The sequence below is a fragment of the Actinomadura sp. 6K520 genome, from assembly GCF_004349245.1.
Classification (GTDB): Bacteria; Actinomycetota; Actinomycetes; order Streptosporangiales; family Streptosporangiaceae; genus Spirillospora.
The window spans coordinates 1-22,369 of sequence record NZ_SMLC01000071.1 but is presented as its reverse complement, the minus strand read 5'-3'; the positions used below and the strand labels follow the sequence as shown (position 1 = coordinate 22,369).

Here is a 22,369-nt window from a genome sequence, read left to right as displayed (position 1 = left end):
CCGCCATTACTTGCCCCACGCCAGGCGAGCACCCGGCGGACGGCCCACTGGCACCCTGACGAAAGCGCCCGGACGTGACAGGCTCGGTCGTATGAGCCGAGCTGCGGACACCGAGCACAGCGGGAAACCCATAGCATCCGCGGGCTGGTGCTGCCGACCCTCCTCGTGCAGTTGCTGGAGACGGGGCAATGGCGGCATCCCGGTGACGGCGTTCTGCGCGAGGTCATGCCGTGGTTCGAGGACCCGCTGGACTTCCTCACGCACTACGACGAGATACGCGGAGAGTCACAGTCACTGCTGCACTTTTTGGCGGCTGACGAGATCACCTCCGAACTGTTCCGGCTGAACCGCGGCAGCACCGCCACCGCCCCTGTCGAACTGCCCTGGCTCGATGTCGAGCTCGCCGTCCTCATCGCGGTCAACCGACATGCAGGTGATGACGTCGCAATCGCTCTGGACTATCGCACCAGCACTTCCGACCCACGCGTGGTCGCCAGCGACTTCTTCACTGACCGCCGACGCTGCGCATGGCGCACCGTCGCACCGACCTTCTCCGCCTTCGCCGCCGCCCTGCACCTCCTCGGCCCGCGCGAGTACAACTACGTCGGCCCCGCCGACATCTTCGACCAGGTGGAGCAGGGCCATCGCGGGTACGCGATCACCTCGCACGGCGACCTCGCCGCCTGGCTGACCCAGCAGACCGCGCAACCCCTGCACGAACCGTTCACCTACGTCATCGACCTGGCCGGGACATTGCGCCTGGCCCCGCAACGCAGCGAGCACGTCGCCTGCGCGGGCCGCGACTCAGTGCTCGGCGCTGGTGAGATCACCTTCGCCGAGGACCACGGCACCTGGGCGGTCACTGAGATCAGCAACCAGTCGACCGGCTACTGCCCCGACCCCTCCTCCTGGCCGGCCGTCGCCGCCGCCCTCGACCGGGCCGGCATTGACCACCCCGCTGAATTCACCCACCCGATCGTGTTCCGGCGCTGCCACCAATGCCGCCAACGCAACATCGTCAAAGACGACCACTACGTCTGTGCCGTATGCGGAAACGCCCTGCCCACCACGTGGAACATGGACGAGCCCGGCACTCCCCTGCGATGACACTCGCGGCCAGAAACCGCACGGCACGACATCGGCCTACCGGCCGCGACGCGGATGCGGTACCTGCGGCGGTGAGCGAAGCTCCGGTGGGACGTCCTCGGCCGAGTTCGAAGGCGGGAGAACCTCACCGATCGTTCTGGGGAAGTCCTCACTCGCAGGGCGCACCTGGGCGTTCTTCTCGTCTACCAGCTTGACCACTGCGTGCCGGTCCTGCGACGGCTTATCGCCCTCGTCCACGGCGTGGATGGGGGCGAGTGCGCTTGTCGCTCGTCGGAAGCTGTCACCGAGGTCGGCCGCCTGCTCGGTCACCTGGCCGAGCGCGTTGTGCGCCGCCGTCACGGCGGGCACGGGGTCGTCACCGCGGTCATGCCCGAGCCTGCCGGCGTCGAGTTCGCGCGTCAGGAACGCGTCGATCTGCTCGGCCGTCTGCGCCAGGCGGAAGGCGGTTTGGGCCAGGTTCCCCAGGACCGTGTAGGCGGCGGCCGGCTCGGACAGCCCTGGCGGTCCTTGCGTCAGATGGTTGAGGGTCCGGACATGCTCATGCAGTTGGCCGGCGACCCGTTCGATGTCCTCGTCGGTACGGCTTTCGGGATCGTTCACGTGGGGTGCTCTCCAGCGTCGGAAGGATTCGGATCAAGGCGGCACTCCCTTTCTGTGGACGGCACTGTCGGCGAAGCCGGAACTTCCCAGCTCCGCGACCTCATCCTGTCAACTACAAGCAACCATCGCGAGCTTCATCAACGGCATGTCACGGCCTGAGTCCTTCCCGTAAGCCTCGGCTGAGTAACTCGGCTCGTTGTCTCTGCAGGACAGGAGGGGCCAGACTGGATCAGATGCTCCTCGTGCGCGCGACCAAGAAGCTGCTCGACCGCGTCGGCCCGCCCAACGCCGAACCGGAAGCGGAGTACACCACCCTGCTCGGCCAGTGGTACGCCACAGCGCTGTTCTGGAGACCCCAGGTCGCACTGCTCGTCAACGAACCCACACTGCTGCCGGTCCTGATGCCGCTCGCCCCCGCCGCGACTCTGCTGGACCGGTTCCCCGGGGAACTCGCGTCGGTCCTCACCGCGCACGGCGCCCCAGAGGGTGTGATCAACAGGGAACTGGAGCGGATGAGGGAACACCGCCTGGCCAAGACCGCCAACCGCAGCGTCGTCGGCGTGATGAACGAGTTCACCCACCTCGCCAACACCTACCGCGCCGGCAACCCGGCACCAGATCTGCTCGAACTCTCGCTACGGCTGGCGACCACGCCCTGCAGCCCGCTCTACGCCCGGCACGTCAGCCCGGACCGAGAGCTGGCGGCGCTCCTGCGATCCATCCCCGAGATGGGATGAACCGCCCGGCCCGGCTGATACAGCTTCAGGCATGCGCGCTGGGGAGTTCCTGGAACTGGTGCTCAACCTGCCGGAGGTCACTGAGCGCGAAGCGTTCTCCGACCTGTCCGGCTTTCGGCTTCGCGACAAGGGGTTCTGCTACCTCAACGACGAAGACGTCGTCCTGCCCAAGGCCCCCCAGGAGGAACAGGCCGCCCTCATCGCCGAGAAGCCGACCACCTACTCCCCGTCTTGGGCCAGCGGACGCCTCGCTTGGGTAGAGGTCAAGCTGGCCACCGTCGATCCAGAGGAAGTGGCCGAACTGGTCACCGAAGCCTGGCGGCTATCCGCTCCCGAACGCCTCGCCGAGGCACTCTGTAGCTGGGCCGCCTGCCCAATGACGTAGGCATCAGGTCCTTTTCCTATGGTCTTACGTGTGACGGCCAGTGCTGCGGGTGTGGAGCGGAGAATGAGCAGTGAGCACGCGACGGCGACGGTGGTTAGGGCGGCTGCAGCGAGGACGGTGGCCTCTGCGCCGATGCCCTGGACCAGGGGGCCAGCGGTCAGGACGGTGACCGGCATCAGGACGTAGCTGGCGATGATGTTCCAGCTGTTCACGCGCACCAGGACCTCGGGGGCGAAGGTGTTCTGCAGCGCGGTCGTCCAGAGGACGTAGTAGAGCGCCGCACCGACGCCTGGGATGAGCGTCGCCGCCGCCAGCACCGCCCACGGTGCCTGGATGCCCATGAGGAACATGGGGACTGCTCCCGCGGCAGGGAGTGCGGCGGCGATCAAGACGGGGCGAGCGGGTTTCCATCGGCTGCCGAGGAGCGCGCCGGCCAGCGCGCCGACGTACTCGCATGCGGTGACGATCCCCCAGGCTCGCGCGCCGCCGTGGCCGTCGTCCATGTAGATGGGGCCGGCGATGTCGGTGTAGCAGATCATGGCGACGATCACCGCCGTGTACTGCAGCGTCATGATCCAGACCCAGCGGTGCGAGGTGAACTCGCGCCATCCCGCTCGTAGTTCGCGCAGGAAGTTGGGGTTGGCGCTTCGCCAGCTCGGTGTCCGCAGGCGGCAAAGGACGAGCGCGCCGACGGCGCAGAGGACGCCTCGGGTCGAGGCGGCCCAGCCGGGGCCGACCGTGCTGACGACCATCCCTGAGGAGGACAGGCCGATCAGCAGCCCGATCGAGTCGGTTTGCTTGATGAGTGCGTTTCCTGCGCGCCGTCCGTTCTCCGCGAGAAGGTCGGCGACGATGCCGCGGATCGTCGGCAGGAACATCGCCGTGCCTATTCCTGACAGCGTTGCCAGGGCGCATAGGAGCGGCAGCGTGGCCTTTTCCGTCCAGAAGCAGACGGCGAACGCCAGCCAGGCGAGGCTGGTGGCGAGTTCGGCGGTGATCAGCACGCGGTGGCGCTGGAACCGGTCTCCGGCGACGCCGGTGACGATGATGAGCAGGGCGGGGACCGAGTTGCAGGCCAGAACGATCGCGAGGCCACCCGGGCCGTATCCGAGCTGCATCACGCCCCAGGCCAGGGCAAGCTGCCCGAAGCCGGCGCCCGCGCTGGACACCAGCCGGGCGATGAACAAGGGAGCGATCTCGGGGTCTTTGAGAGGGCTCAGCGGTGACAGGGATCTGAACACCGTCGAAAGCTAGTGTCCGCCCCCCTGAGAGTTGCGCGGGCTTTCGTGTCTCTTTCCGGAACCCGGCCGAAGCTCTTGCTTCATGAGCTGCCTATGAGCAGATGGCCGCGAAGGAATTGTGCGATTTCCTCGTAGGCGCGAAGTTCGTTCTTCCGATTCGTGAACCCGTGCCCTTCGTCTTCGAAGACTTCGTAGCGGACGTCCACGCCCCGGTCGCGAAGACGAGTGACGAGTTGGTCGGACTCGGCCCGCGGAACTCTGGGGTCGCGCGCACCTTGCAGGACGAACAGCGGCGCCGTGATGGCGTCGGCGTAGGTGATTGGAGAGCGTTGGGTGAGGTAGTCGGCGTCGGTGTCCGGGTCGCCCAGGACGACAGAGACGAAGTGTTTCCAGGTGGGCGGGCAGGAGCGTGCCAGTGTCACCAGGTTCGTCGGGCCGCAGAGGGAAACGCCGGCCGCCCATGGGTAAGGGAGTCGGGCTAGACAGGACAGCGCGGCGAAGCCACCGTACGAGCCGCCCATGACGGCGATGCGGTCTCCGTCCAGGTCGGGAGCGGAGTGCAGGTAGCGGGTGGCGTGGTCGAGATCGTCCAGGTCGTAGCCGCCCCAGTTGCGATAGATGAGTTTCTGGTGCGTGGCCCCGTAACCAGTCGACCCGGCGATGTTGGGCGCGAAGATGGCGATGCCTCGGTCGAGGAGGTGCTGGTAGAGCCCTGAACGCGAGTAGGTGGGACGTTCTTGGGCCTCGGGTCCGCCGTGGATCGACAGCAGCACCGGGTGCGGGCCGGGTGTGTGCGGCCGGTAAAGCAGTGCGTGGACGCTGCGTCCGGCGGACGCCGGATAGACGACCGGTTGGGGCTCGACGGGGTTGATCACGTGCAGCGCGGGTGGGCGGGCGTCGGTGAGGTACCGGAAGCCGCTTGTGGTGTCGAGGACGGCGATCTCGGTGGGCCGTGTGGCCGTGTCGAGGAGCAGGACGATCGGGTCGGCGCCCGGTGCGAGCGTCAATGCGTTGATGACGCCTGGCGGGATGTCGGGAAGCGGTTGGACGGCGTCGCCTTGGCGCGTGTGGAGGGTGGAGCGTCCGTCCACGTTGACCGACCAGACGAGCGTGTCCTCGGCCGCCTCGATGCCTTCGACGTCCCAATCATGGCGCGAGACCGGTTCGAGGGCGCCGTCGTCCAGGCGGTAGCGCGCGATGGCGATGAACTCGCCCCACAGGTTGGTGCGCAGGTAGAAGCCGGAGGAGTCGGGCATCCAGGGGCCCGGCTCGAAGAGGCCGTCTCCGTGTGCCGCGGTGACGCATTGCGGTTCGGCGGTGGTGTCGCGCAGGTCGATCAGATAGGCCGCGACGTGCATGTTGGAGCGGAACCCGGCCGTCAGCAGCCATCGGCCGTCCGGGGAGATGCCCGCGGGTTCGAACACCACGCCGGGCGGCGGGACGAAGCGCCGCTCGGAGTCGTCGGTCAGATCCCGGACAAGGATGTCCTGGACGGTCGCATCGCGGTCGTTGGCGGCGTAGGTCAGGTAGCGTCCGTCGGCATCGAAGGGCGAGGAGGCCAAGATTCGTTGGCAGTCGGGGCCTGTGCTGATCTCGGTGGGCTCCTGGGCCTCCAGGCCGATCCGGTACAGGCGGTACTGCTCGTCGCCCTCGCGATCGGCGGTGAAGACCAGGCTCTTGCCGTCCGGTGCCCACGCGGCCTGCCGGACGGCCTGATTCGCAAGCTCGGTCAGCCGTCGCGGTTCGCCGCCCGCGACGGGGACGGTCCACAGGTCGAATTGTCCGCCGGCGGCGTTGCTTGAGTAAGCCACCGTGGCCGCGTCCGGGGACAGTGCGAGGGTGGGCTGGAAACCTTGCCGGGGAACAAAGTCCCGATACTCGGGCATACACGCCTCTCTGAGGGGTCGGGGATCAGGGGATCCAGCCGCGGCGCACGGCGGCGGCCCCGGCGGCGAAGTGGTGATGGCTGAAGCCGAGCTTGTCTCTGATGGTGGCCGAGTGCCGGCGCACCGTGGAAAGGCTCACTCCGGCCCGCTTGGCGATGCTCGACTCGGGCAGTCCCTCGACGAGCATGCTTAGGATCTGGCGCTGCAAAGGAGTCAACGGGCTCTCGGGACTCGACGCGCCGAAGGGAATCGCACGCTCCCACAGCAACTCGAAGTACTCGCGCAGCGCCGCGACGATGACCGACGAGCGCAGCAGCAGGGCACCCGACATCCCGGTCGGGGTCAGCGGCAGCATGGCGATTGCCTCGTCCGCCAGCTTCATCTTCATGCCGATCTTCGGCAGCAGCCGCGCCTCTTCACCGGCATCGACGGCGATCTCGATCGTCTTGGCTCCGACGGGATGCTCGGCGCAACTCGTCTCGTACAGGGCCCGGCATCTGACATGGCCCTCGAAGGACGGCGGGGGCGGGACGGCCGTAAGTTCGTCCATCGGACGCTCGACGTACCCGTTGTCCATCGTCATCCAGTCGTGCCGCGCGGCCGTGATCAGAGCCCGCGACACGTTCCCGATCTCCTCCCGATCGGTGATGATGCGCACGAGCCGGTCACTCGACTCGTCCACCGCCGGACTTGCCCAAGGGTGCGTCTCCGCCAGCCGCCGCTGCCCCGCCAGCAGCCGTTCCTGATCGGCCACCAGGCGGCGCGTGAGGTCGGCGAGTGTGCCCTGCAAGGCCAGGTCCGGCGGGACGGGAGTCAGCCTCGGCGGCAGTGCCGGGCCCGACGACTGGACATGCGCCATCCCCGCGTTGATCAGCGCCTCAACTTGCTCGGCGCCACCCAGGAACTCCGCTGCGTCGTCCTGGAGACACCCTCCATGAGCCAGTAACTGGGTATACGCGAGTAGCAGCTCGTCGGGAACGATGTCCTTCAGCAGCCGCTTGGCCGCTTGCTCGGCACCAACGACCATTTCACCACCTCCAGCAACAGAGAGTAGCGATGTGAGCTGGAACAGTTACATGACCGGCCGGTGAGTGTTCCACGTCAATGAGCAGAAGTGATCAACGTCCACAGACCTGGCTGCGAGCTGCTGAACCAGCGCCTCTTCGGCCTCCTGGACGTCCAATCGACGGCCATCCAAGGTTGATCACTTCTGCCCAGCGCGGGTTTCGCTCATCCTCCTGACGGGTCGCCCCCCGGTTTCATCGGCCTCGCAAGCGACAACCGAACCGACCAGGAGTCACGATGACGAGCACCTCCGCGCGGACCTGCAAGGCGTGCGACCGCCTGACCACCCGCGGCACCACTCAGACACGCCGCCCACGTATCACCCTCCCGACGAACAAGGACAGCCGCTGCACATTCAGACCCGCCCTGCGAACGATCCGGACCCGGCTGCGCGACCTCTTCATCCCCGGCCCCCTCGGCGAACCGTCGCCCCAGCGAACGTGCACCGATGGCCGCGACGCAGGCACGAAGACGGAGCTACTCGCCCAAGCCTTCGGACACCCTCACGGAGCGGGCTTCATCGGCCCCGGCGCCAATCCACTCCTTCGCACCATGCTCACCGAAGCACTCACAGGCAAGGCCGGAGTCGCGCAGGTCATCACAACCAGGGTGGACCTGGACCGTCTCCTCTCGCCCCTTTCGGCCGAGACCGTCATCGAGAGCCGCAGGCCACGCCTGCAGGTCACGGAGAGCCTGGAGGACGCCATCGAGCACCTCGAAAATGAGGCCGATATGACCACGATGATCCGCGCAACGAACGATCCGTCCAGCGGTAGCCCGGCGGTCGTCTGGTTCGCCACCCCAGGGCCGGACGCCGACGTCGTCCACGAGACCCTCCAGCGCTGGCCAGCCAACAGCCTCATCGCGCTCATGTCCGGCCTCTGGCCCTACGGCCCCACGCACGTGATCGAAGAAACCGGCCCTCGCCCACTACCCAGCCAGCCAATCCCCTTGCTCTCAGCGGAGCAGGCGGTTATGCGATTGTCAGGCAACACGTCGTAGCGGACGACAACGCGCAGAAGCTATCGGCATCGGTCAGGCGTGCCTGGCCGATGCCGATGCGGACGGTGATGTCGCACCTGGACGACCGTCACGAGTACGAGAGTCGTAAGCCATGGTTGCGGCCCCTCGCAGGGGCGATGAGGACGGATGGGGGCCGGCCCTCAAAGTCGCCCCACGGCGCGTTGCGAACCCCCGCAGGGGCGATGAGGACTGCCGTACTGGTCGTCCTGATGCTCCCCGTAGTCCAGTTGCGAACCCTCGCAGGGGCGATGAGGACGCCGTCGCCCGGATCGAACCGCACCCCGCCAACGTCCGGTTGCGAACCCTCGCAGGGGCGATGAGGACTTCTCCGGATCCGGCGCCGGCATCCGCTACCGCCTGTCGTTGCGAACCCTCGCAGGGGCGATGAGGACCAGCGGGACGAGGCTGGGGGCTGCGGCCGGCCCGAGTTGCGAACCCTCGCAGGGGCGATGAGGACCCCGCGCCCGCGGGCCGGGAACAAGGAGAACGCGTGACGTTGCGAACCCTCGCAGGGGCGATGAGAACCCGGTTGGCGTCGAGCGTCTTCGTGCCGTACAGGCAGTGTTGCGAACCCTCGCAGGGGCGATGAGGACGCGGGCCGCAGCCGGCGGCGCGTCATGCCTGCTCACGTTGCGAACCCTCGCAGGGGCGATGAGGACTGCGGAACTGGACGTTGAACTTCACCATCTCCGCGTTGCGAACCCTCGCAGGGGCGATGAGGACCCGCACCCGGGAACCGCAGCCACGCACGGTTCGGACGTTGCGAACCCTCGCAGGGGCGATGAGGACGCCGGCGAGCCTCGCCTCGGGCAGTGTCCCGGCGGCCTGTTGCGAACCCTCGCAGGGGCGATGAGGACGCAAGAGGGGGAGCGCGTCCTTTTGGATTCTTCCCCGTTGCGAACCCTCGCAGGGGCGATGAGGACCACCCCCTGTCCGGGCGCCCGGAGTTCAAGGGCCTCATGTTGCTAACACTCGCAGGGGCGATGAGGACCGGCGCCGTCGACGCCGTAGCCGACGCGCTCGACCGGCAGTTGCGAACCCTCGCAGGGGCGATGAGGACGCACCGCGCGATCGCCGACACAGAGCAGGCCATCGCGTTGCGAACCCTCGCAGGGGCGATGAGGACTTCAGGAGCGCATCACCCGCGACGGCCTCGGCATGTTGCGAACCCTCGCAGGGGCGATGAGGACCGCGGTGGACGTGACCCCGGACCGGTCGGCGGCATGTTGCGAACCCTCGCAGGGGCGATGAGGACCGCCATGGTCCGCGCCGCCGAGGGCCCGCCCCTCGTGTTGCGAACCCTCGCAGGGGCGATGAGGACGACCGCTGAGACCACCCGCACCGTCCGCGCCGCCGCCAAGTTGCGAACCCTCGCAGGGGCGATGAGGACCGGCGCCGGCGCCCCGACCCTGTCGCGCACCGAGTTGTTGCGAACCCTCGCAGGGGCGATGAGGACACCATGGTAAAGCCGCAGGTGGTGTACGGCTTGCATTGGCGACGTCGGCCCGAATCTTCAGCGATCCTCCGGTTGTGTAGATGGGCCCGGTGTGTCGCTGAAACTTCTTGATCGACTTTGAGCCTTGCAGAGTGGGGCCGAGAGCTACAGGAAGTCGGTGGGGGCCGGCTCGGCGGCGCCCCAGGCGTGGCGGATGGGGGTTGTGCCGGGCGGGAAGGTGTAGACGATCACGTTGTCGTAGCTCAGGTCCAGGAGGGTTTCGACTTCTTTCTGGAAGCGGCGTAGTTGGGCTGCGCTGACCTGGCCCTCGAAGACGCTGCGCTGTACGTGGTGGAAGTACTTGCGGCACGTTCGCAGGATGCGGGGATTTCGTTCGGCTGCGGTGTCGTAGACGACGATGACGTGCACGGTGCGTTCTCACCACCAGATCCGGGAGGGCTTGTACGGGGTGGCTTCCAGGCATCGTCGGGTCAGCGCGAGTGCGTCGAGGTAGAGAAGTTCGTCGTAGGCGACGGGACGGCCGAGGGTGCGGTGGGCGACTGTGACAGCGAGTTCGTCGCGGACAGTTTGGACGACGAGTTTGCGGCCGCTCTCGCTCAGCATGGCCTGGTTGGCTTCGCTGTCGAAGTGATGCTGCTTGATCTGGTTGCGTGTGGCCATCCGCAAGAGCAGGCGTTCAGCGAAGAGCGGCTTGAACATCTCGGACAGGTCGAGGACTAGGGAGTGGCGCTGGCGTTCCATGCTGCTGTGCAGGAAGGCGATACCGGTGTGGAGGGGCGTCAGTCGCAGGGCGGTCAGCGTGCGGGCGTAGACGATGCCGTTGACGTAGCTGATGAAGGCGTTGCCGGCGTTCTTTGGTGGGCGGCGGCTGCGCCCGCCGAGTTGGAGCCAGTCGGGGAGCTTGGTGTCGAGAACGTCCCAGGCTGATCGGCGAAAGGTGCCCTCGATTCCCATGAGATGCGCGGAACTCTCGGCGGATTCAAGGTTCTTCTGCAGGACGGCGTAGGGGCGGGCGAGGAGCTTTCGGTCGATGACGCGGCGGACATTGAAGGCCGCGGAGTTCACGATGCTGCGGGCGACTTCGAGAGCCGCCTCGGGATGTTCGGCGAGTCGCGCTTGGGCCAGGACGGTTTCACCGGACGTGCTCGTGTCGGAGGTGAGGAGTGATCCTGCGTAGTCGCCGTAGTAGCTGAGCAGGTGCACGTTGATGCGGTGGCGGTTCAGTAGCGCAACGACAGAGGTGTTGATGTCGGTTTCAGCGCAGGCGACGATGTCTCGGACGTCGGTGACGGGAATGTGCACCTTGCCGGCCGACTCGCGTTCGATGACCAGTGACTCGTCTTTGCGGCGGATTCGGCAGGGGCTGGTGAGCCAGTAGGTCCGTGCGGCGGCGGGCATGTCATTCCGTCCAGCAGTAGTCGGTGAAGCTGCATCCTCGGCATGCGGAGCGAGCGAGCCGGTCGGGAGAGACGGGGGCCGCGGCGACGGTGAGGACGTCGCCGATGTCGGCTTGGGCTTGGCGGGCAGCTTCGGGGGTGTAGGGGTAGCGATGGGTACGGCGGGTCTTGGGGTAGTGCAGGATCGCGCCTTTGGCGTCGATGCCGATCTGTTCGAGGCGGTGGCAGTAGTGCCGACCTTGGGCTTCGTCGGCGGGAGTTGGCCTTGTGGAGGACTTGACTTCGTGGACCCAGTGCTGGCCGTCGATGAAGTCCAGTTTGGCGGCGCCCAGGTCGATGGCGGCGCTGCGGGTGTACGAGGTTTCGTGTACGGCTTCACCGAACTGGACGAGGCCGCTCATGTGCTCGGGACGGATTCCGCGGAGGTACAGCCATAGCTGGCGGCGGCAGTGATAAAGGTATTTGATGTGGACGCCGCCGACTTCCTCGGCATCGATCATATGACTTCACCAGCTTGGTAGATCTGCTTTATGTCATGGTGGATGGCTTGCAATCCGAGCTGTGCGTCATAGTCGGCGTTGATTATTCGCACCTTGAGCAGCTTGTCGTATGCGCCGAGCCCGGCGCCCCACGCTGGCAGTGGGATGAGATATTGGTCGGCGTGGAGACGACCATCTCTCTTACTCGCCCCCTGTTCCAGCGCGGCTTTGTAGTCTTCGCGGTCTTCCGCGAGTATCGCTTCAATTCCGTCGAATTGCTCGTCAAATTTTTCAGCAAGACAGGAACGGTCGCCGAAGGGCTGGGAGAATTCCAGAAACGCGCGTTCGAACTGCTGCCGGTGATCTTCAACCGTTTTGGCCCACGTGCGACCCCAGGGGCTGGTGTAGATCTCGTCGAGCCATCCGGTGATGACCTGCTCGTTGATGGTTTGCCCGTCGTGGCGGGTGAGGATGTTCCATCCGTGCTGGGTGGGTTCGGCCTCGTAGACGCCGTCGGCCCACAGGGCGCCTCCGCCACCGCGCCGACGGTTGTACGCGGGTTGGTGAACGATGACTGGAGCGGGGGCGAGGGTGCCCAGCCGGTTGACTCTGCCGAAGCGCTGGACGAGGGCTTCCAGGTCCGCCGCGGAGGTGTGGCAGGCGTCGAGATCCAGGTCGAGGGAGACTTCGAGCGCCTGGGTTCCGATCAGCAGGCCGGGTCGTCGCGGTTTCCCGCTGGCGAAGCGTTCTTGGAGGGCGGTTTCTATGGCGGTCCGGTCCATGCGGCGGTACCGCGCGTGGAGCAGGTACGCGGAGTCTTCGCCGTGGCGTTCGACGCAGTAAGGACGCAGGGTCTGGAAAAGCGTGATCGCGTAGCGGACATTGTTGGCGATGACCAGGACGGATTGGTCGTCGGCCAGCCGTTGGCGGATCTCGTTGAGAGAGGCGTCCTCGGTGAGATGGGCTTGGCGGATGTGAAGTCGGTGGCGGATCGGCGCGTGGCTCTCCGGCGGCGGTTCGACCAGAGTGGTCTGCTCGCCGAGTGCCTCGTTCACCATATTTGCCAATGCGGTGGGCAGGGTGGCCGAGAGCACCGCTGTGCGTCCGCCGAGGTCGCGCCAGAAGCTCATGATGGCGAGGATCATGCCGAGTCGGCGAGCGTCGTAGGCGTGCAGTTCGTCCAGGACGAAGACCGAGTTGGCGCTGTCGGTCAGGATGCTGGAATGCACGGGACCGGCCAGGGCTCCGCGAAGGAGCTGGTAGGGGGTGCCGACGCGCAAGAGCTCCCGGAAGTTCTTGGTCGCTTCCGCACGGGAATGCGCCTTGGACGCGGCATCCACGGGATCGGTGTCGTCGCCGGGGCAGCCATCGGCCAGGGACTGGGCGAGATGGTACGAGGCCGCCTTGGAGTGGGCGACACCGATGCCGTCGGGTGAGTCCAGTTCCTTGGCGAGGCGGCCGGTCATGGCGTTGATGCTGGCCAGGTAGGGCAGCAGATAGAAGACGCGCGGATTGCCGTTGCTTCGGGTGGACAGGTCGCCGATCTGGGTCGCGGCCCAGAGGAGGACGGCCTCGGTTTTGCCGCTCCCGGTCCATGAGCGCAGGAGAAGGTTGTCGGTGACGCTTGCGGCCTGTCGTTGTTGCGGACGGAGCGTGTGGCCTCGTGCGGCGAGTCGTTGCGCCAGCTGAGCGGGATAGGTTCCGTCCAGTGGGTGTTCGGTGTCCAACGGTGAGTGGGCGGAGGAGAGATGGTCGGCCATGGTGACGGCGCCGAGCAGCAGGACCGCTGTTCTTCCACTCTGGTCGCCGGGTGGGATTGACCATTCCCAGCGATCCATGACGTCCTGGAAAAGCCGGTGGGCGGCGTCGGTCAGTTGCCGGACGTTCGGAGTAGGCAGACGTTCGGCAAGGGGTAATCCGTGCCGCCGGCCAGTGGCGTGCAGCCATCCCATGAGGCCGGTGAGGTGCTTTTGGTCGGCCGGGGTGAATCTGGCGGCGAAAGCGTCGGGCTGATCGTCACCGTATTGGGTGAGCAAGGGCAGCTTGGAGGGGGATTCGAGGCCCGCGGTGAACGGGCGGTGATGACCCGCGACTACTGCCGCGATCCAGTTGCGTTCCTCCTCGGGCAGGCCCTCCAGCAGGAGATGAACGAATCCGAGGGAGAGTACTTCGTGTCGTTCGCCCCAGGCGGCCGGCTTGTCAGCGGTGTTGCCGATCATTCGCTGGAAGCCGTCCGGCAGTTTCCCCGTGTCATGGAGGAGTGCGGCGAGGGCTGCCCACGTCCAGAAACCGGCGGGCATGCCGGGGATGTCACCGATCCGTGCACGGATCTCCTGCACCGCTTCGAGGGTGTTGAGAAGGTGGCTGGTCAGCAACTCGCCGGGGACCCCCGGCTTGGTGGAGCTTTTCGCGCGCAGGTTCTTCAGGGTCGGCTCCGAGGTTCAGGCGACGGGGGCCAACAGGCTCGGGTGAACGGGCGGGAGCATCGCTACGGCTTGTCCGTGCTCGGTGGCCATGCCCGTGTCGATTTCGGTGCGGGCGCCCGAGGGGGCGTACCGGTAGCTGTCCCATTTGAAGCGGGCTCGATCGTCGGAGATGACGGTCGTCAGCCGCATCGCCGTACCGACCGTGTCCGGCACGTCGAACGGGACAACGGCGTGTCCCTGACGGCCGCGGGAGGTGCCCAGTTCCACGGGGCGGGCGGTGGCCGACACCAGATCTTGGCTGCGGCCGAGCCGCAGGGGCCATACAGGACGGCGAAACGCGGCAGCCCACAGGGCGATGTCCTCGGTAAGCCATACCTTCAGCGTCACCAAGGCCAGGAATTCGCGGTCCTTAATGGTGGCGTTGGTCGGGATGCCGGGACTGCCGAGGGGGTGATAGGTCTCCAGGTCAGTTCCGGCGCCGGCGGCATGGAAGGTCATGGCGAAGCGAGTGTGCTGGGGGACCTCATTCCATCCCCCGGCGGCGGCGGCCAGCAGCCCGCCGACGGTGGACGGCGGTGGGCAGGGCAACCCGATCTGCAACCCGTCGTAGAGCGGATTACGGAAGCTGACGACGGGGGCGGTGACGGTCAGTTCCAGAGCCTGGGGCATAGTGCGCTCCTCAGCGGCGGACGGCGCAGGGCGGACGGCGATGGTTCCCCTCGAAGGGCCGATCATCGACGCGGTCGCGCTACTGCGGGTCCTCGAACCAGGAGTCGTGGTCACTGGCCTCGATCTCGTCGGCCAAAGTGTTCAGCACAGTCCGCGGGTGCCCGAGGATCAGCTTCTCGTCCTTGAGCAGGTCGGTGAGGTCGCTGAACGCCCGGTCGCGCTGGCTGCCGAGGAATCCCGGTGCCCAGCCGATCCGGACCGGCCCGTCTAGTTCGTCCGACCACGCGCCGATCTCCTCGCGGAGCACGTCCGCGTCGAAGTACGTCGCCTTCTCCCGCTCACGGACGACCCGCGTGAACGGATTGGTTCCGCCCTTGAGCGGCGCAAGGATCACAAGGCCGGGCGTGCGGTCACCGTAGTGGGCCGACTGCTTGGCGCCACCCTTAACCATGGCCATCGTCCGCAACAACACCCCCGCCCGGCGACGCCGCTCGTCTATCGGCAACCGCACGCACTGCACACCGCGCAGCACGACCTCATAGCCGCCCTTCTCCACCACCTCGTCCGCCAGACGAGGGGGCAACGCCGCCTTGGTGGTCCTGCCGCCGGTTTCGAACGTGCCGACGCGCGGCAGGTCCAGCAGCAGGTCGCCGGCCAGGTCCGCGGTGTACATCTCGTGCTCGTGGATGACGGGATGGGTTCCGGGCTCAAAGTCGCGACTCATCGTGCCGAAATCCATGACCGGCTTACTGGGCACGACCGAGACCAGCGTGCCGGTCGCCAGGACCGTGTCGCGCATAAACGTCTTGGACTCGCCCTTCTTCGCGCCCGCCTCGTCCGCCTTGACCGCGATCATGTAGCCGAACAGGTCATCGTCCAGGTACAGGTCAGGACGGCCCCGGGTGTACGCCTGCTGCTTCTTGCCCTCGCCACTGCGGATCACCGGCGAGGTCGGCTCCCCCGCCGGCAGGCTGTCCCGCAACCACCGGCGACTCGCCTGCGCGGACACGTACGGGTACTTCTCCCCCCGGCCCACGGCGAACTGCTTGACCATGCCGCGGTTGTCCTCTCCGCGGCCATTGTTCGGCGCACCCGCCTTGATCTCCAGAATCTGCTGTCCCACCAGGAACGTCACTGTTCCGCCCCTTCCTCTTGGCCTCCGCCTGCGGCGTCGGCCAAGTCCTTGATCTCTTGGAGTTCCTCCTGCGAGCCCTTGGGCTCCCAACCCGCCTCGGCCAGCGCCTCCAGCACCGCGAAGACCAGAAGCCGCCGCCACGACCAGGACCGCTCGTCCTCGAACAGCAGCCGGTAGTCCTGGACCGGGAGCAGAACCGGCGCAGTACCGTCGGGGCGTGGGAACAGCAGCCAGTCCACGCCCTTGGAGCGGAACCAGCCGTAGAGGTTGCCGCCCTTGCTATTCGCGCGGATGAAATCGCGGAACGGCCCAGGGCGGCTGTCCTGCCCCAGCAGCGCGGCGAGCCGCTTCGCCAGTTCCTTGATGCGCTCGACGTCCTTGTCGTCCATGGTCAGCACCTCACGGCAGTAGGAGTACAAAAGCGGGGCCAGCACCGTTGCCTCGGCGGGAACGAGAACCGCCGCGGAGATCCGGCCGAGGACATGACCGATCGCGAACTCCAAGACCTGCGCGGGACGGCTGAACGCCCGCTTGGCCAAGAACGCCTCGCCCGGGACCTGCTTGGTCTCCTGGGTTACGACAAGGGCCTGGTACCCGGCGCGGCGCTCGGGGATCTTGTTGGTGGACCGTAGCCATTCGGCGATCGGCTGGCTCAACTCCTGGGTGGCGAGTAGCTGTTCCTTGTTGGAGTTGGACAGCACGATCAGCTCCACACCGGAGGTGATCCGCCGGCTGTAGGCGCGCACCGCCTGCAGCACCCACAACTCCCGCGCGTACGGCCCGGGCTTCGCTCCCTTGGAAGGACCGGCCGCGGCTTGCCGCAAGGTCTGATCGACCGTAGACCTGGTCATCTTCGCCAGGAACACGTCGTCCCAGGAATGCATCAGCGCAGCCCGGCCACCCGATAGCGACGTCCCATACGGAAAGGCCCACAGGCACGCCACACACGGAAAGCACAGCGGCGTGCCTTCATGCCCCGGCGCGGTGGTGTTACGATGCGCGACGCTCGCGCCCAGCGGGATGTCGACCTTGCCGTACCAGCCGCAGGCCGAACGCCCGCAGTACGCGCACGGCACCCCCGGCCACTCGACAGGATCCGGCCGAGCACGCCACTCACGGATCAGCTTTCCCCGCTCTGAGGGAGACTGCTTGCCGCGCGCCGTCGGATTCAGCTTCGAGTTGGGCCAGAGAAGATAGCTGGCGCCGAGCCAGAAGCCACCGGGATCGGCGGCCTTTACAACGTGGGCCGTCTCCAGGAGATGACTGGTCATCAGATCGACGACGCCGATGAGGGGCTCGCCTGCAACATCCTGAGGATGCTCGGCCCGGGCGAGCGCGGCCAACGCGAACGCGCCCACCCGCTGCAACGGACTCGCGGTCAACACCACGGACCGCGGATCGGCCGAATCATCGGCTAAGGCCACCTGGGGCTGGCGTGTCTGCGTCTGACCGGGTCCTGGGTCGTCCGATATGGAATCAGGCACCGATCCAGCCCATCCCCGTGCTGTTGGCCTGCCCCAGGCCCCACGAGTGCAGAGCCGAGAGCGTTTCCGGCTCGCCGGATACCGTGATCTCGACGCAGGCTCCGGGCTTCTTGCCGCCAGCCTTGCTTCCTACCTTGAAAGAACGCTTCGGCCCGACCCAACCGACGCTCTCCAGCGTTACCTCGGGATCCAGCCCCAGCGTCACTGCTTTGCGCCACAAATTTGCCTGCATGTAGGCGTCCCACTCCGCCTCACCAGGAAGACACCACGCCTGTCTGCGCGTCCGGACGCCGGACTCATCGCGTCCTGAGCCCTTCATCACCACCGGCGTCACTGTCCGGAATACGGCCTTCCCAGACGAGAACACCGGAGCCTCCACCGGCTCGACCTTGTCCACGATGAACGCAGTCGCCCCCCAGGCCAGCACAGGAACCGAAGCCAGCGCGGCAGCCCATCCCTCGACCACCGCGTACAGCGGACTCCCGAACTCCACAACACCTGGACCCTCGGCCGCATAAACGCCCCGACGCCGGCGCGCCGCTGGAAAGACCGGGGCCCCGTAACCGAACGGCACCAGGCCGTGCGGCCCCCACCCATCCTCATGAAGCACAGGCCCCAGCTCGGGTGCCCCCCGCTCCAACAGCGCGTACGACAGAGCCCGCCCAGGAGCCAAGACATCGTCCCAGGCCAACTCACGGGCTCCCGTATGGAAGGTCAAGCGCAAACGCATCGAAACCCCGTCCTCCTCGTCCATCCGTGCCAGCCAAGGCATGGGCCGTCGGCGAGTACAGATGGACGACTCCCGTCAGACCCACCTGAGAGCGGGAGCCCCCTCGACTCCTCGCCTGCGTCCCGGGACATTACGCACCTCGCAATCCGAAGAGTGGGTCGTTCGTAAAGTTGATCGCGAAATCGCCTGTCCGAATGTGGCCTTCAGAACAGGCAGGGCTATACGACTGAAAGACCGCTCTTCCGTACCGAGGCATCGCGTTCGCAATTGATCAAGTCTCTTGCTGGTACGTCGTCCGCCCTAGCCCTAATCGCCCTTCGGGGTGCCAACTAAGGAAAGGCTGACCTTTGTACGTCTGGCGACCTTGGTCCTTCATCGCCGTGCGAGGGTTCGCGACAAGTCGTCTATGGCAGCAGCCTTGCAGGGAGTGGGGGCACATGCTCGGACGGCTCCACAGCCGACCTCGACTCACCGGCACAGGCGTTGACATGGGCTGACCCGTCCCACTCGCGATGGCTAGTGACAACGGGTCCTTCAGGTCATACCGGGAGCCCCTGCTTCAAGATCATTCTGCGTAACGAACGAGCACCAGTGGCCAAGTCTTCACGGGCGATGCACTGAAGGGCATGAAGGCGGGGTTCGCCGCAGCCCTCCGGTGCCAGCGGGCGCAGATGTTTGCGGGACTGTGGACGCTTCTTTCTGCGATCTGTGTGTCCGGTCGATGCGATGTCGTGTTGGCGCGGGAGGTCCGTGCGGCACTCGCCCTCCGGCCGGTTGATCAGCTTCAGCCACCGCCGCCACGGTCCGGTCTCCGGATCAGTCACGCTAAGCAGCGCGCGCCACCGCCGACCCGGTCAAGATCGGCTGTTCGTTGTGCACCGGCCGCAGGGTCGGGGTGGTTCGGGGTTTAGGGGAGGCCGAGGCCGCGGGTGGCCAGGCGGGTCAGCCGGGTGACGGTGGTGCCGGTGTCGTCCAGGGGTTGCAGGAGGTGGCTGACGGTGAGGCGGACCAGTGCGTCGGCGGTCGCGGCGATGTCTTCGTCGTCCAGGCCGGGGGCGCGGGCGGTGATGTGCTGGCTGAGGACCTGGCCAGCGAGTGCGATGAGGGGCTGGGAGTCGGTGGTGACCAGGGGCAGGAGGGTGGTGCCGCCGCGGTCGCCGGACAGGATCGTGCGTAGCAGCGGGTTGGTGGCGCCCTGGTCGAGGGTGTAGCGGACGGCGGCCTCGATCGCGGAAGCGACGTCGTCGTGCGCGGCGACGTGTGCGGCGACGCCGTCGATGAAGCGTTCGGCTTCGCGGATGAGCAGGGCTTGGCCGATCTGGTCTTTGGAGGAGAACTCCTTGTAGAGGGTTTGGCGGCTGACGCCGACGGCCGCGGCGACCGCGGTCATGGTGACCGCCGACCAGCCCTGGTCGGTCATCAGGGCGAACGCGGCGTCCAGGGCGTCGCTGCGGAGTTGGTGGCGCACGCGGGTCTGGAAGTCGGCCGGGACGTGAGTGTTCACGCCGCCGACAGTAACAAGCCGGGTGTCCAGTGGCCGGACACCCCTCGACCCCAACCGAGGACATTCCAACCAATGATGTTCGCGGCATTGACAAGTCGTGGCTGATTGTCAAAGGTGGCAGGGTGAGATTCATCGACCGGCTGTGGCGGCGCCGCCACGCTCCGCTGGACACCCCGCGCGTCAGCAGTCCCGCCGCCGCTGCGGGGCGGACCCGGTGGAGGAGGTTCGCCGCGGTCCTGGTTCCGGTCCTGGGTGTGGTCGCGGTGATGGTCGTCGGGGTGCTGCGCGGCGCGCTACCGGTATCGGCCGGGTTGAAGGGCAAGACCAACATCAAACTGACCATCCAGCGGCTGTCCACCAACGCCGGCGGGTCCTTCCCCCGGTTCTTCCAGACCCGCGACGGCGACCGGCACACCGTGGTCGCCCTGGCGCTGCGCGACACCTGGGCCGAGGGCATCTGCGCCTCCGGCAAGGTCTCCAGCCCGCTGGGCTCGCGGGTGCTGCGCATCACCACTCAACCCGGGCAGCGGCTCCAGCTCAGCGAACTCCAGCTGGCCCTGGAGTCCATCGACGACGTCGAGGTCGTCGGGGGCGGCATCGCCCTGGGCCGCGGCGGCACCACCCCCGTCAAGGGCCTGGGCGACATCCCCGTCCAGACCGGCCCGCCCGGCACCCTGCCCATCACCGGCACCAACCTCAAACTGCGCATCCACGGCCAGGTCCGCTGGGTCACCGCCAGCGGACTCAAACTCGCCGGGATCGACATGACCATGGGAGGCGACGTCAAAGAATGCTTCTGAACGCCGCGACCCCGCTCACCGGCCGCCTGCGCACCCACTGGCGGCGCTGGCGGTCCTGGCGCCGCACCCGGCCCTTCTGGGGCGGCCTGCTCACCACCACCGGCGGCGCGTCCATCCTGCTGCTGCCCGCCGACCTGTACACCGTGCTGTCGCTGCCCGGCAACGCGGGCCTGGCCGGGTTCCTGCTCGGCGGCATCATCACCACCACCGGCCTGCTGCTGTGGTACCAGCCCCGCCACCACACCCTGCTCAGCATCATCATCCTCCTGGCCGCCCTGGCCTCCTTCCTCTACACCAACTTCGGCGGCTTCCTGATCGGCATGCTCCTCGCCCTCACCGGCGGCTCCCTCGCCTTCGCCTGGACCCCCGCCACCGAACACGCCACCGAACACGCCACCCGGCCTTCCACCGGAGACGCCGACCCGCCCTCCGGTGAACCTTCCACCCAGCAGCCGCACCACCCGCACACCCCATAGACCCCTGGTCCCGGCGGAGGCGCCCGCCGGGACCAGGTTCACACCACACAGCCCGCCAGGCCCCCGCAGACGAACCCGGGGGGCAGACCGAACCCGGGGGCAGATCGAACCGGGGGGCGAATACGCCCGTGACGCGGTTCTGACCGGTACCCCTTGTGGCTGGAGGGTGTGCCCGGCATCCAGCCGCGCGACTGTACGGCTTGCCGGGTGCTGACACCGATGACTGCAACAACCCCAGTGTCCGCAAACCCCGAGCAATGGACTGGTTGACAGTCAGAACAGTTGTGTTGTCCTCATTGACATAGAAGGCTTGAGTGTCAAATGGTGGGGGTATGGATGGGATACAGAGTCTGGTCTGGCGCGAACCGCTTCCCCCATCAGATCCACCCCCCGCACCTCGATCACTGGCATGGAGGGCGGTCGGCGGCGAGGTCTGGGCACTGGCCGTGCTGCCCGGCGGCCCAGCCGACCAACCGCAGCCCGGCGCGGTGATGAGCGCGTGCGCGGTGACGCTCACGCACCTGGGGTCGCTGATCGAAGCGCCGCTGCGGCTGCGGGGCATCTGGCTGACCTGGACGCAGTGGCCGGCCGCGGGCCCGCCCTACCTGCTGGTGGCGCGGCTGGCCTCCGTGGAGGCCGGACAGAGCTGGGCACGGCTCACCGCGACCGGCCCAGCGGGAGGCTGCGTCTGGGAGGCCATCGGCCAATTCGACGACGGGACCCCCTCATGACATCCCCGAACGGCACGGCCCTGGGCACGGCGACCAGCGATCCGGCCGCCGAGCAGCTGTTCTTCGAGATCTTCCTGACCCCCCAGGACGACCCCTACCCGGCCTACCGGCGGCTGCGCGAGACCGCGCCGGTACTGCTCACCGGAGACGGCACCCTGGTGCTGACCCGGTTCGCCGAGTGCGACGCGGCGCTGCGGCACCGCTCGTTCGGCAAGGGCAACGAACTGGCGGGCTTCGGACTCCCCGGCGGCGCCAGCGAACAACAGCGCCAGGCCCAAGGGCGCCTCGGGCACAGCATGCTGTTCGCCAACCCGCCCGAACACACCCGGCTGCGCCGCTCGGTCGGATCGGTGTTCACCACCCGGCACATCCAGGACCTGCGGGCCTCCATCGAAGACCGCACCCGCAAACACCTCGGCCAACTCGCCCGCCGGTCCGGCGGCGACTTCGTCGACACCCTCGCCCTGCCACTGCCGGTCAACGTGATCGCCGACCTGCTCGGCGTCCCCGAAGCCGACCGGATGGTCTTCACCCCGAAAGTCCGCCAGATGGTCGCACTCCTGGAACCCGCCGCCGACCCCGAGGCCATCACCGCCGCCGCCGCGGCCGAAGCCGACCTCGTCGCCTACTTCACCGACCTCCTCGCCGCCAAACGAGCCGACCCGCACGAAGACCTGCTGTCGCGGATGGCCACCGCACCCGAGCAGACACGCCTGTCGCAACAGGAGATGATCTCCACGTCGCTGCTGCTGTTCGGCGCCGGGTTCGAGACCACCACCAACCTGCTCAGCAACACCCTGCACGCCCTCCTGGACCACCCCGACCAGCAAGCCGCCCTGCGCGCCGACCCAGCCCTCATCCCCACAGCGGTCGAGGAGTTCCTGCGCTACGACTCACCCGTCCAACTCGACGCCCGCACCGTCCTGCACGACACCGACTTCGCCGGCACCCACCTCAAAGCCGGGCAGGTCATCGTGATGCTCCTCGGAGCGGCCAACCACGACCCCGACCTCGTCGAACAACCCGACACCCTCGACA

The 22,369-nt window shown here is 67.3% G+C and carries 20 protein-coding genes and 1 CRISPR repeat array; of the genes, 7 read left to right on the top strand and 13 right to left on the bottom strand.

Annotated elements, in window-relative coordinates; all coding sequences use genetic code 11:
- Positions 1 to 147: 147 nt before the first annotated feature.
- Positions 148 to 1,107: a hypothetical protein gene (locus E1289_RS39660; protein WP_243712972.1), complete on the top strand. Its 960-nt coding sequence runs from the start codon at positions 148 to 150 to the stop codon at positions 1,105 to 1,107.
- A 36-nt stretch (positions 1,108 to 1,143) separates the two neighbouring features.
- On the opposite strand, the gene E1289_RS19760 is transcribed toward E1289_RS39660, so the two are convergent.
- On the bottom strand, positions 1,144 to 1,707 hold the full coding sequence (locus tag E1289_RS19760) for a hypothetical protein (protein WP_131982235.1): 564 nt from the start codon (positions 1,705 to 1,707) through the stop codon (positions 1,144 to 1,146).
- Between the two features lie 233 nt (positions 1,708 to 1,940).
- Between E1289_RS19760 and E1289_RS19755 the strand changes: the two genes are divergently transcribed.
- Entirely contained in the window at positions 1,941 to 2,444 is a 504-nt protein-coding gene (locus E1289_RS19755) for a hypothetical protein (protein ID WP_131982233.1), read from the top strand.
- Positions 2,445 to 2,663: 219 nt separating this feature from the next.
- On the opposite strand, the gene E1289_RS39040 is transcribed toward E1289_RS19755, so the two are convergent.
- From E1289_RS39040 to E1289_RS19735, 3 genes are all read right to left on the bottom strand, one after another.
- A complete protein-coding gene (locus tag E1289_RS39040) occupies positions 2,664 to 4,070 on the bottom strand; it encodes an MFS transporter (protein ID WP_131982229.1) in 1,407 nt (468 codons plus the stop codon).
- An 80-nt stretch (positions 4,071 to 4,150) separates the two neighbouring features.
- Entirely contained in the window at positions 4,151 to 5,881 is a 1,731-nt protein-coding gene (locus E1289_RS19740; RefSeq protein ID WP_165970544.1) for a S9 family peptidase, read from the bottom strand.
- A gap of 100 nt (positions 5,882 to 5,981) precedes the next feature.
- Complete coding sequence (locus tag E1289_RS19735; RefSeq protein WP_131982224.1) at positions 5,982 to 6,983, bottom strand: helix-turn-helix transcriptional regulator; 1,002 nt, start codon at positions 6,981 to 6,983, stop codon at positions 5,982 to 5,984.
- A 275-nt stretch (positions 6,984 to 7,258) separates the two neighbouring features.
- Here E1289_RS19735 and E1289_RS19730 point away from each other — a divergent pair, with 275 nt between their 5' ends.
- Positions 7,259 to 8,023, top strand: coding sequence for a hypothetical protein (locus E1289_RS19730; protein WP_131982222.1), 765 nt, complete (start codon positions 7,259 to 7,261; stop codon positions 8,021 to 8,023).
- Positions 8,024 to 8,138: 115 nt separating this feature from the next.
- Positions 8,139 to 9,500: direct repeats of the CRISPR family, unit length 30 nt; unit sequence GTTGCGAACCCTCGCAGGGGCGATGAGGAC.
- A 144-nt stretch (positions 9,501 to 9,644) separates the two neighbouring features.
- Here E1289_RS19730 and cas2 read toward each other — a convergent pair.
- The 9 genes from cas2 to E1289_RS19685 form a co-directional block, all read right to left on the bottom strand.
- On the bottom strand, positions 9,645 to 9,908 hold the full coding sequence (cas2, locus tag E1289_RS19725) for a CRISPR-associated endonuclease Cas2 (protein WP_131982220.1): 264 nt from the start codon (positions 9,906 to 9,908) through the stop codon (positions 9,645 to 9,647).
- A 9-nt stretch (positions 9,909 to 9,917) separates the two neighbouring features.
- A complete protein-coding gene (gene cas1, locus E1289_RS19720) occupies positions 9,918 to 10,898 on the bottom strand; it encodes a CRISPR-associated endonuclease Cas1 (protein WP_131982218.1) in 981 nt (326 codons plus the stop codon).
- Position 10,899: 1 nt separating this feature from the next.
- Positions 10,900 to 11,397, bottom strand: coding sequence for a CRISPR-associated protein Cas4 (locus E1289_RS19715; protein ID WP_165970543.1), 498 nt, complete (start codon positions 11,395 to 11,397; stop codon positions 10,900 to 10,902).
- Entirely contained in the window at positions 11,394 to 13,751 is a 2,358-nt protein-coding gene (gene cas3 / locus E1289_RS19710; RefSeq protein ID WP_131982216.1) for a CRISPR-associated helicase Cas3', read from the bottom strand. The genes E1289_RS19715 and cas3 overlap by 4 nt, the downstream gene beginning before the upstream one ends.
- Before the next feature lie 66 nt (positions 13,752 to 13,817).
- The gene (locus E1289_RS19705; RefSeq protein ID WP_131982214.1) at positions 13,818 to 14,471 is read right to left on the bottom strand and encodes a CRISPR-associated protein Cas5; all 654 of its coding nucleotides are present in this window, start codon (positions 14,469 to 14,471) and stop codon (positions 13,818 to 13,820) included.
- A 79-nt stretch (positions 14,472 to 14,550) separates the two neighbouring features.
- The gene (gene cas7i / locus E1289_RS19700) at positions 14,551 to 15,606 is read right to left on the bottom strand and encodes a type I-B CRISPR-associated protein Cas7/Cst2/DevR (protein WP_131982212.1); all 1,056 of its coding nucleotides are present in this window, start codon (positions 15,604 to 15,606) and stop codon (positions 14,551 to 14,553) included.
- Positions 15,603 to 16,964 carry a hypothetical protein gene (locus tag E1289_RS19695; protein WP_131982210.1) on the bottom strand — a complete coding sequence of 454 codons (1,362 nt, stop codon included), beginning with the start codon at positions 16,962 to 16,964 and terminating at the stop codon, positions 15,603 to 15,605. The genes cas7i and E1289_RS19695 overlap by 4 nt, the downstream gene beginning before the upstream one ends.
- A 118-nt stretch (positions 16,965 to 17,082) precedes the next feature.
- Positions 17,083 to 17,583, bottom strand: a complete 501-nt coding sequence (locus E1289_RS19690) for a CRISPR-associated endoribonuclease Cas6 (RefSeq protein ID WP_243712971.1) — start codon at positions 17,581 to 17,583, stop codon at positions 17,083 to 17,085.
- A 1,144-nt stretch (positions 17,584 to 18,727) separates the two neighbouring features.
- A complete protein-coding gene (locus tag E1289_RS19685; RefSeq protein ID WP_131982208.1) occupies positions 18,728 to 19,324 on the bottom strand; it encodes a TetR family transcriptional regulator in 597 nt (198 codons plus the stop codon).
- 122 nt (positions 19,325 to 19,446) lie between these two features.
- On the opposite strand from E1289_RS19685, the gene E1289_RS19680 reads away from it, so the two are divergent.
- The 4 genes from E1289_RS19680 to E1289_RS19665 all read left to right on the top strand — a co-directional run.
- Positions 19,447 to 20,124, top strand: a complete 678-nt coding sequence (locus E1289_RS19680) for a DUF6230 family protein (RefSeq protein WP_131982206.1) — start codon at positions 19,447 to 19,449, stop codon at positions 20,122 to 20,124.
- A complete protein-coding gene (locus E1289_RS19675; RefSeq protein ID WP_131982204.1) occupies positions 20,115 to 20,600 on the top strand; it encodes a DUF6114 domain-containing protein in 486 nt (161 codons plus the stop codon). The genes E1289_RS19680 and E1289_RS19675 overlap by 10 nt, the downstream gene beginning before the upstream one ends.
- Positions 20,601 to 20,932: 332 nt before the next feature.
- Positions 20,933 to 21,331: a hypothetical protein gene (locus E1289_RS19670; protein ID WP_131982202.1), complete on the top strand. Its 399-nt coding sequence runs from the start codon at positions 20,933 to 20,935 to the stop codon at positions 21,329 to 21,331.
- The coding region (locus E1289_RS19665; protein WP_131982200.1) for a cytochrome P450 at positions 21,328 to 22,369 on the top strand (1,042 nt) is incomplete at its 3' end. The genes E1289_RS19670 and E1289_RS19665, both read left to right, overlap by 4 nt.

Coding starts and splice junctions, on each gene's coding strand:
- E1289_RS19755 (WP_131982233.1), top strand. CDS start 1,941: ATGCTCCTCGTGCGCGCGACCAAGAAGCTGCTCGACCGCGTCGGCCCG.
- E1289_RS19735 (WP_131982224.1), bottom strand. CDS start 6,983: ATGGTCGTTGGTGCCGAGCAAGCGGCCAAGCGGCTGCTGAAGGACATC.
- E1289_RS19730 (WP_131982222.1), top strand. CDS start 7,259: ATGACGAGCACCTCCGCGCGGACCTGCAAGGCGTGCGACCGCCTGACC.
- cas1 (WP_131982218.1), bottom strand. CDS start 10,898: ATGCCCGCCGCCGCACGGACCTACTGGCTCACCAGCCCCTGCCGAATC.
- E1289_RS19715 (WP_165970543.1), bottom strand. CDS start 11,397: ATGATCGATGCCGAGGAAGTCGGCGGCGTCCACATCAAATACCTTTAT.
- E1289_RS19705 (WP_131982214.1), bottom strand. CDS start 14,471: ATGCCCCAGGCTCTGGAACTGACCGTCACCGCCCCCGTCGTCAGCTTC.
- E1289_RS19675 (WP_131982204.1), top strand. CDS start 20,115: ATGCTTCTGAACGCCGCGACCCCGCTCACCGGCCGCCTGCGCACCCAC.
- E1289_RS19670 (WP_131982202.1), top strand. CDS start 20,933: ATGGATGGGATACAGAGTCTGGTCTGGCGCGAACCGCTTCCCCCATCA.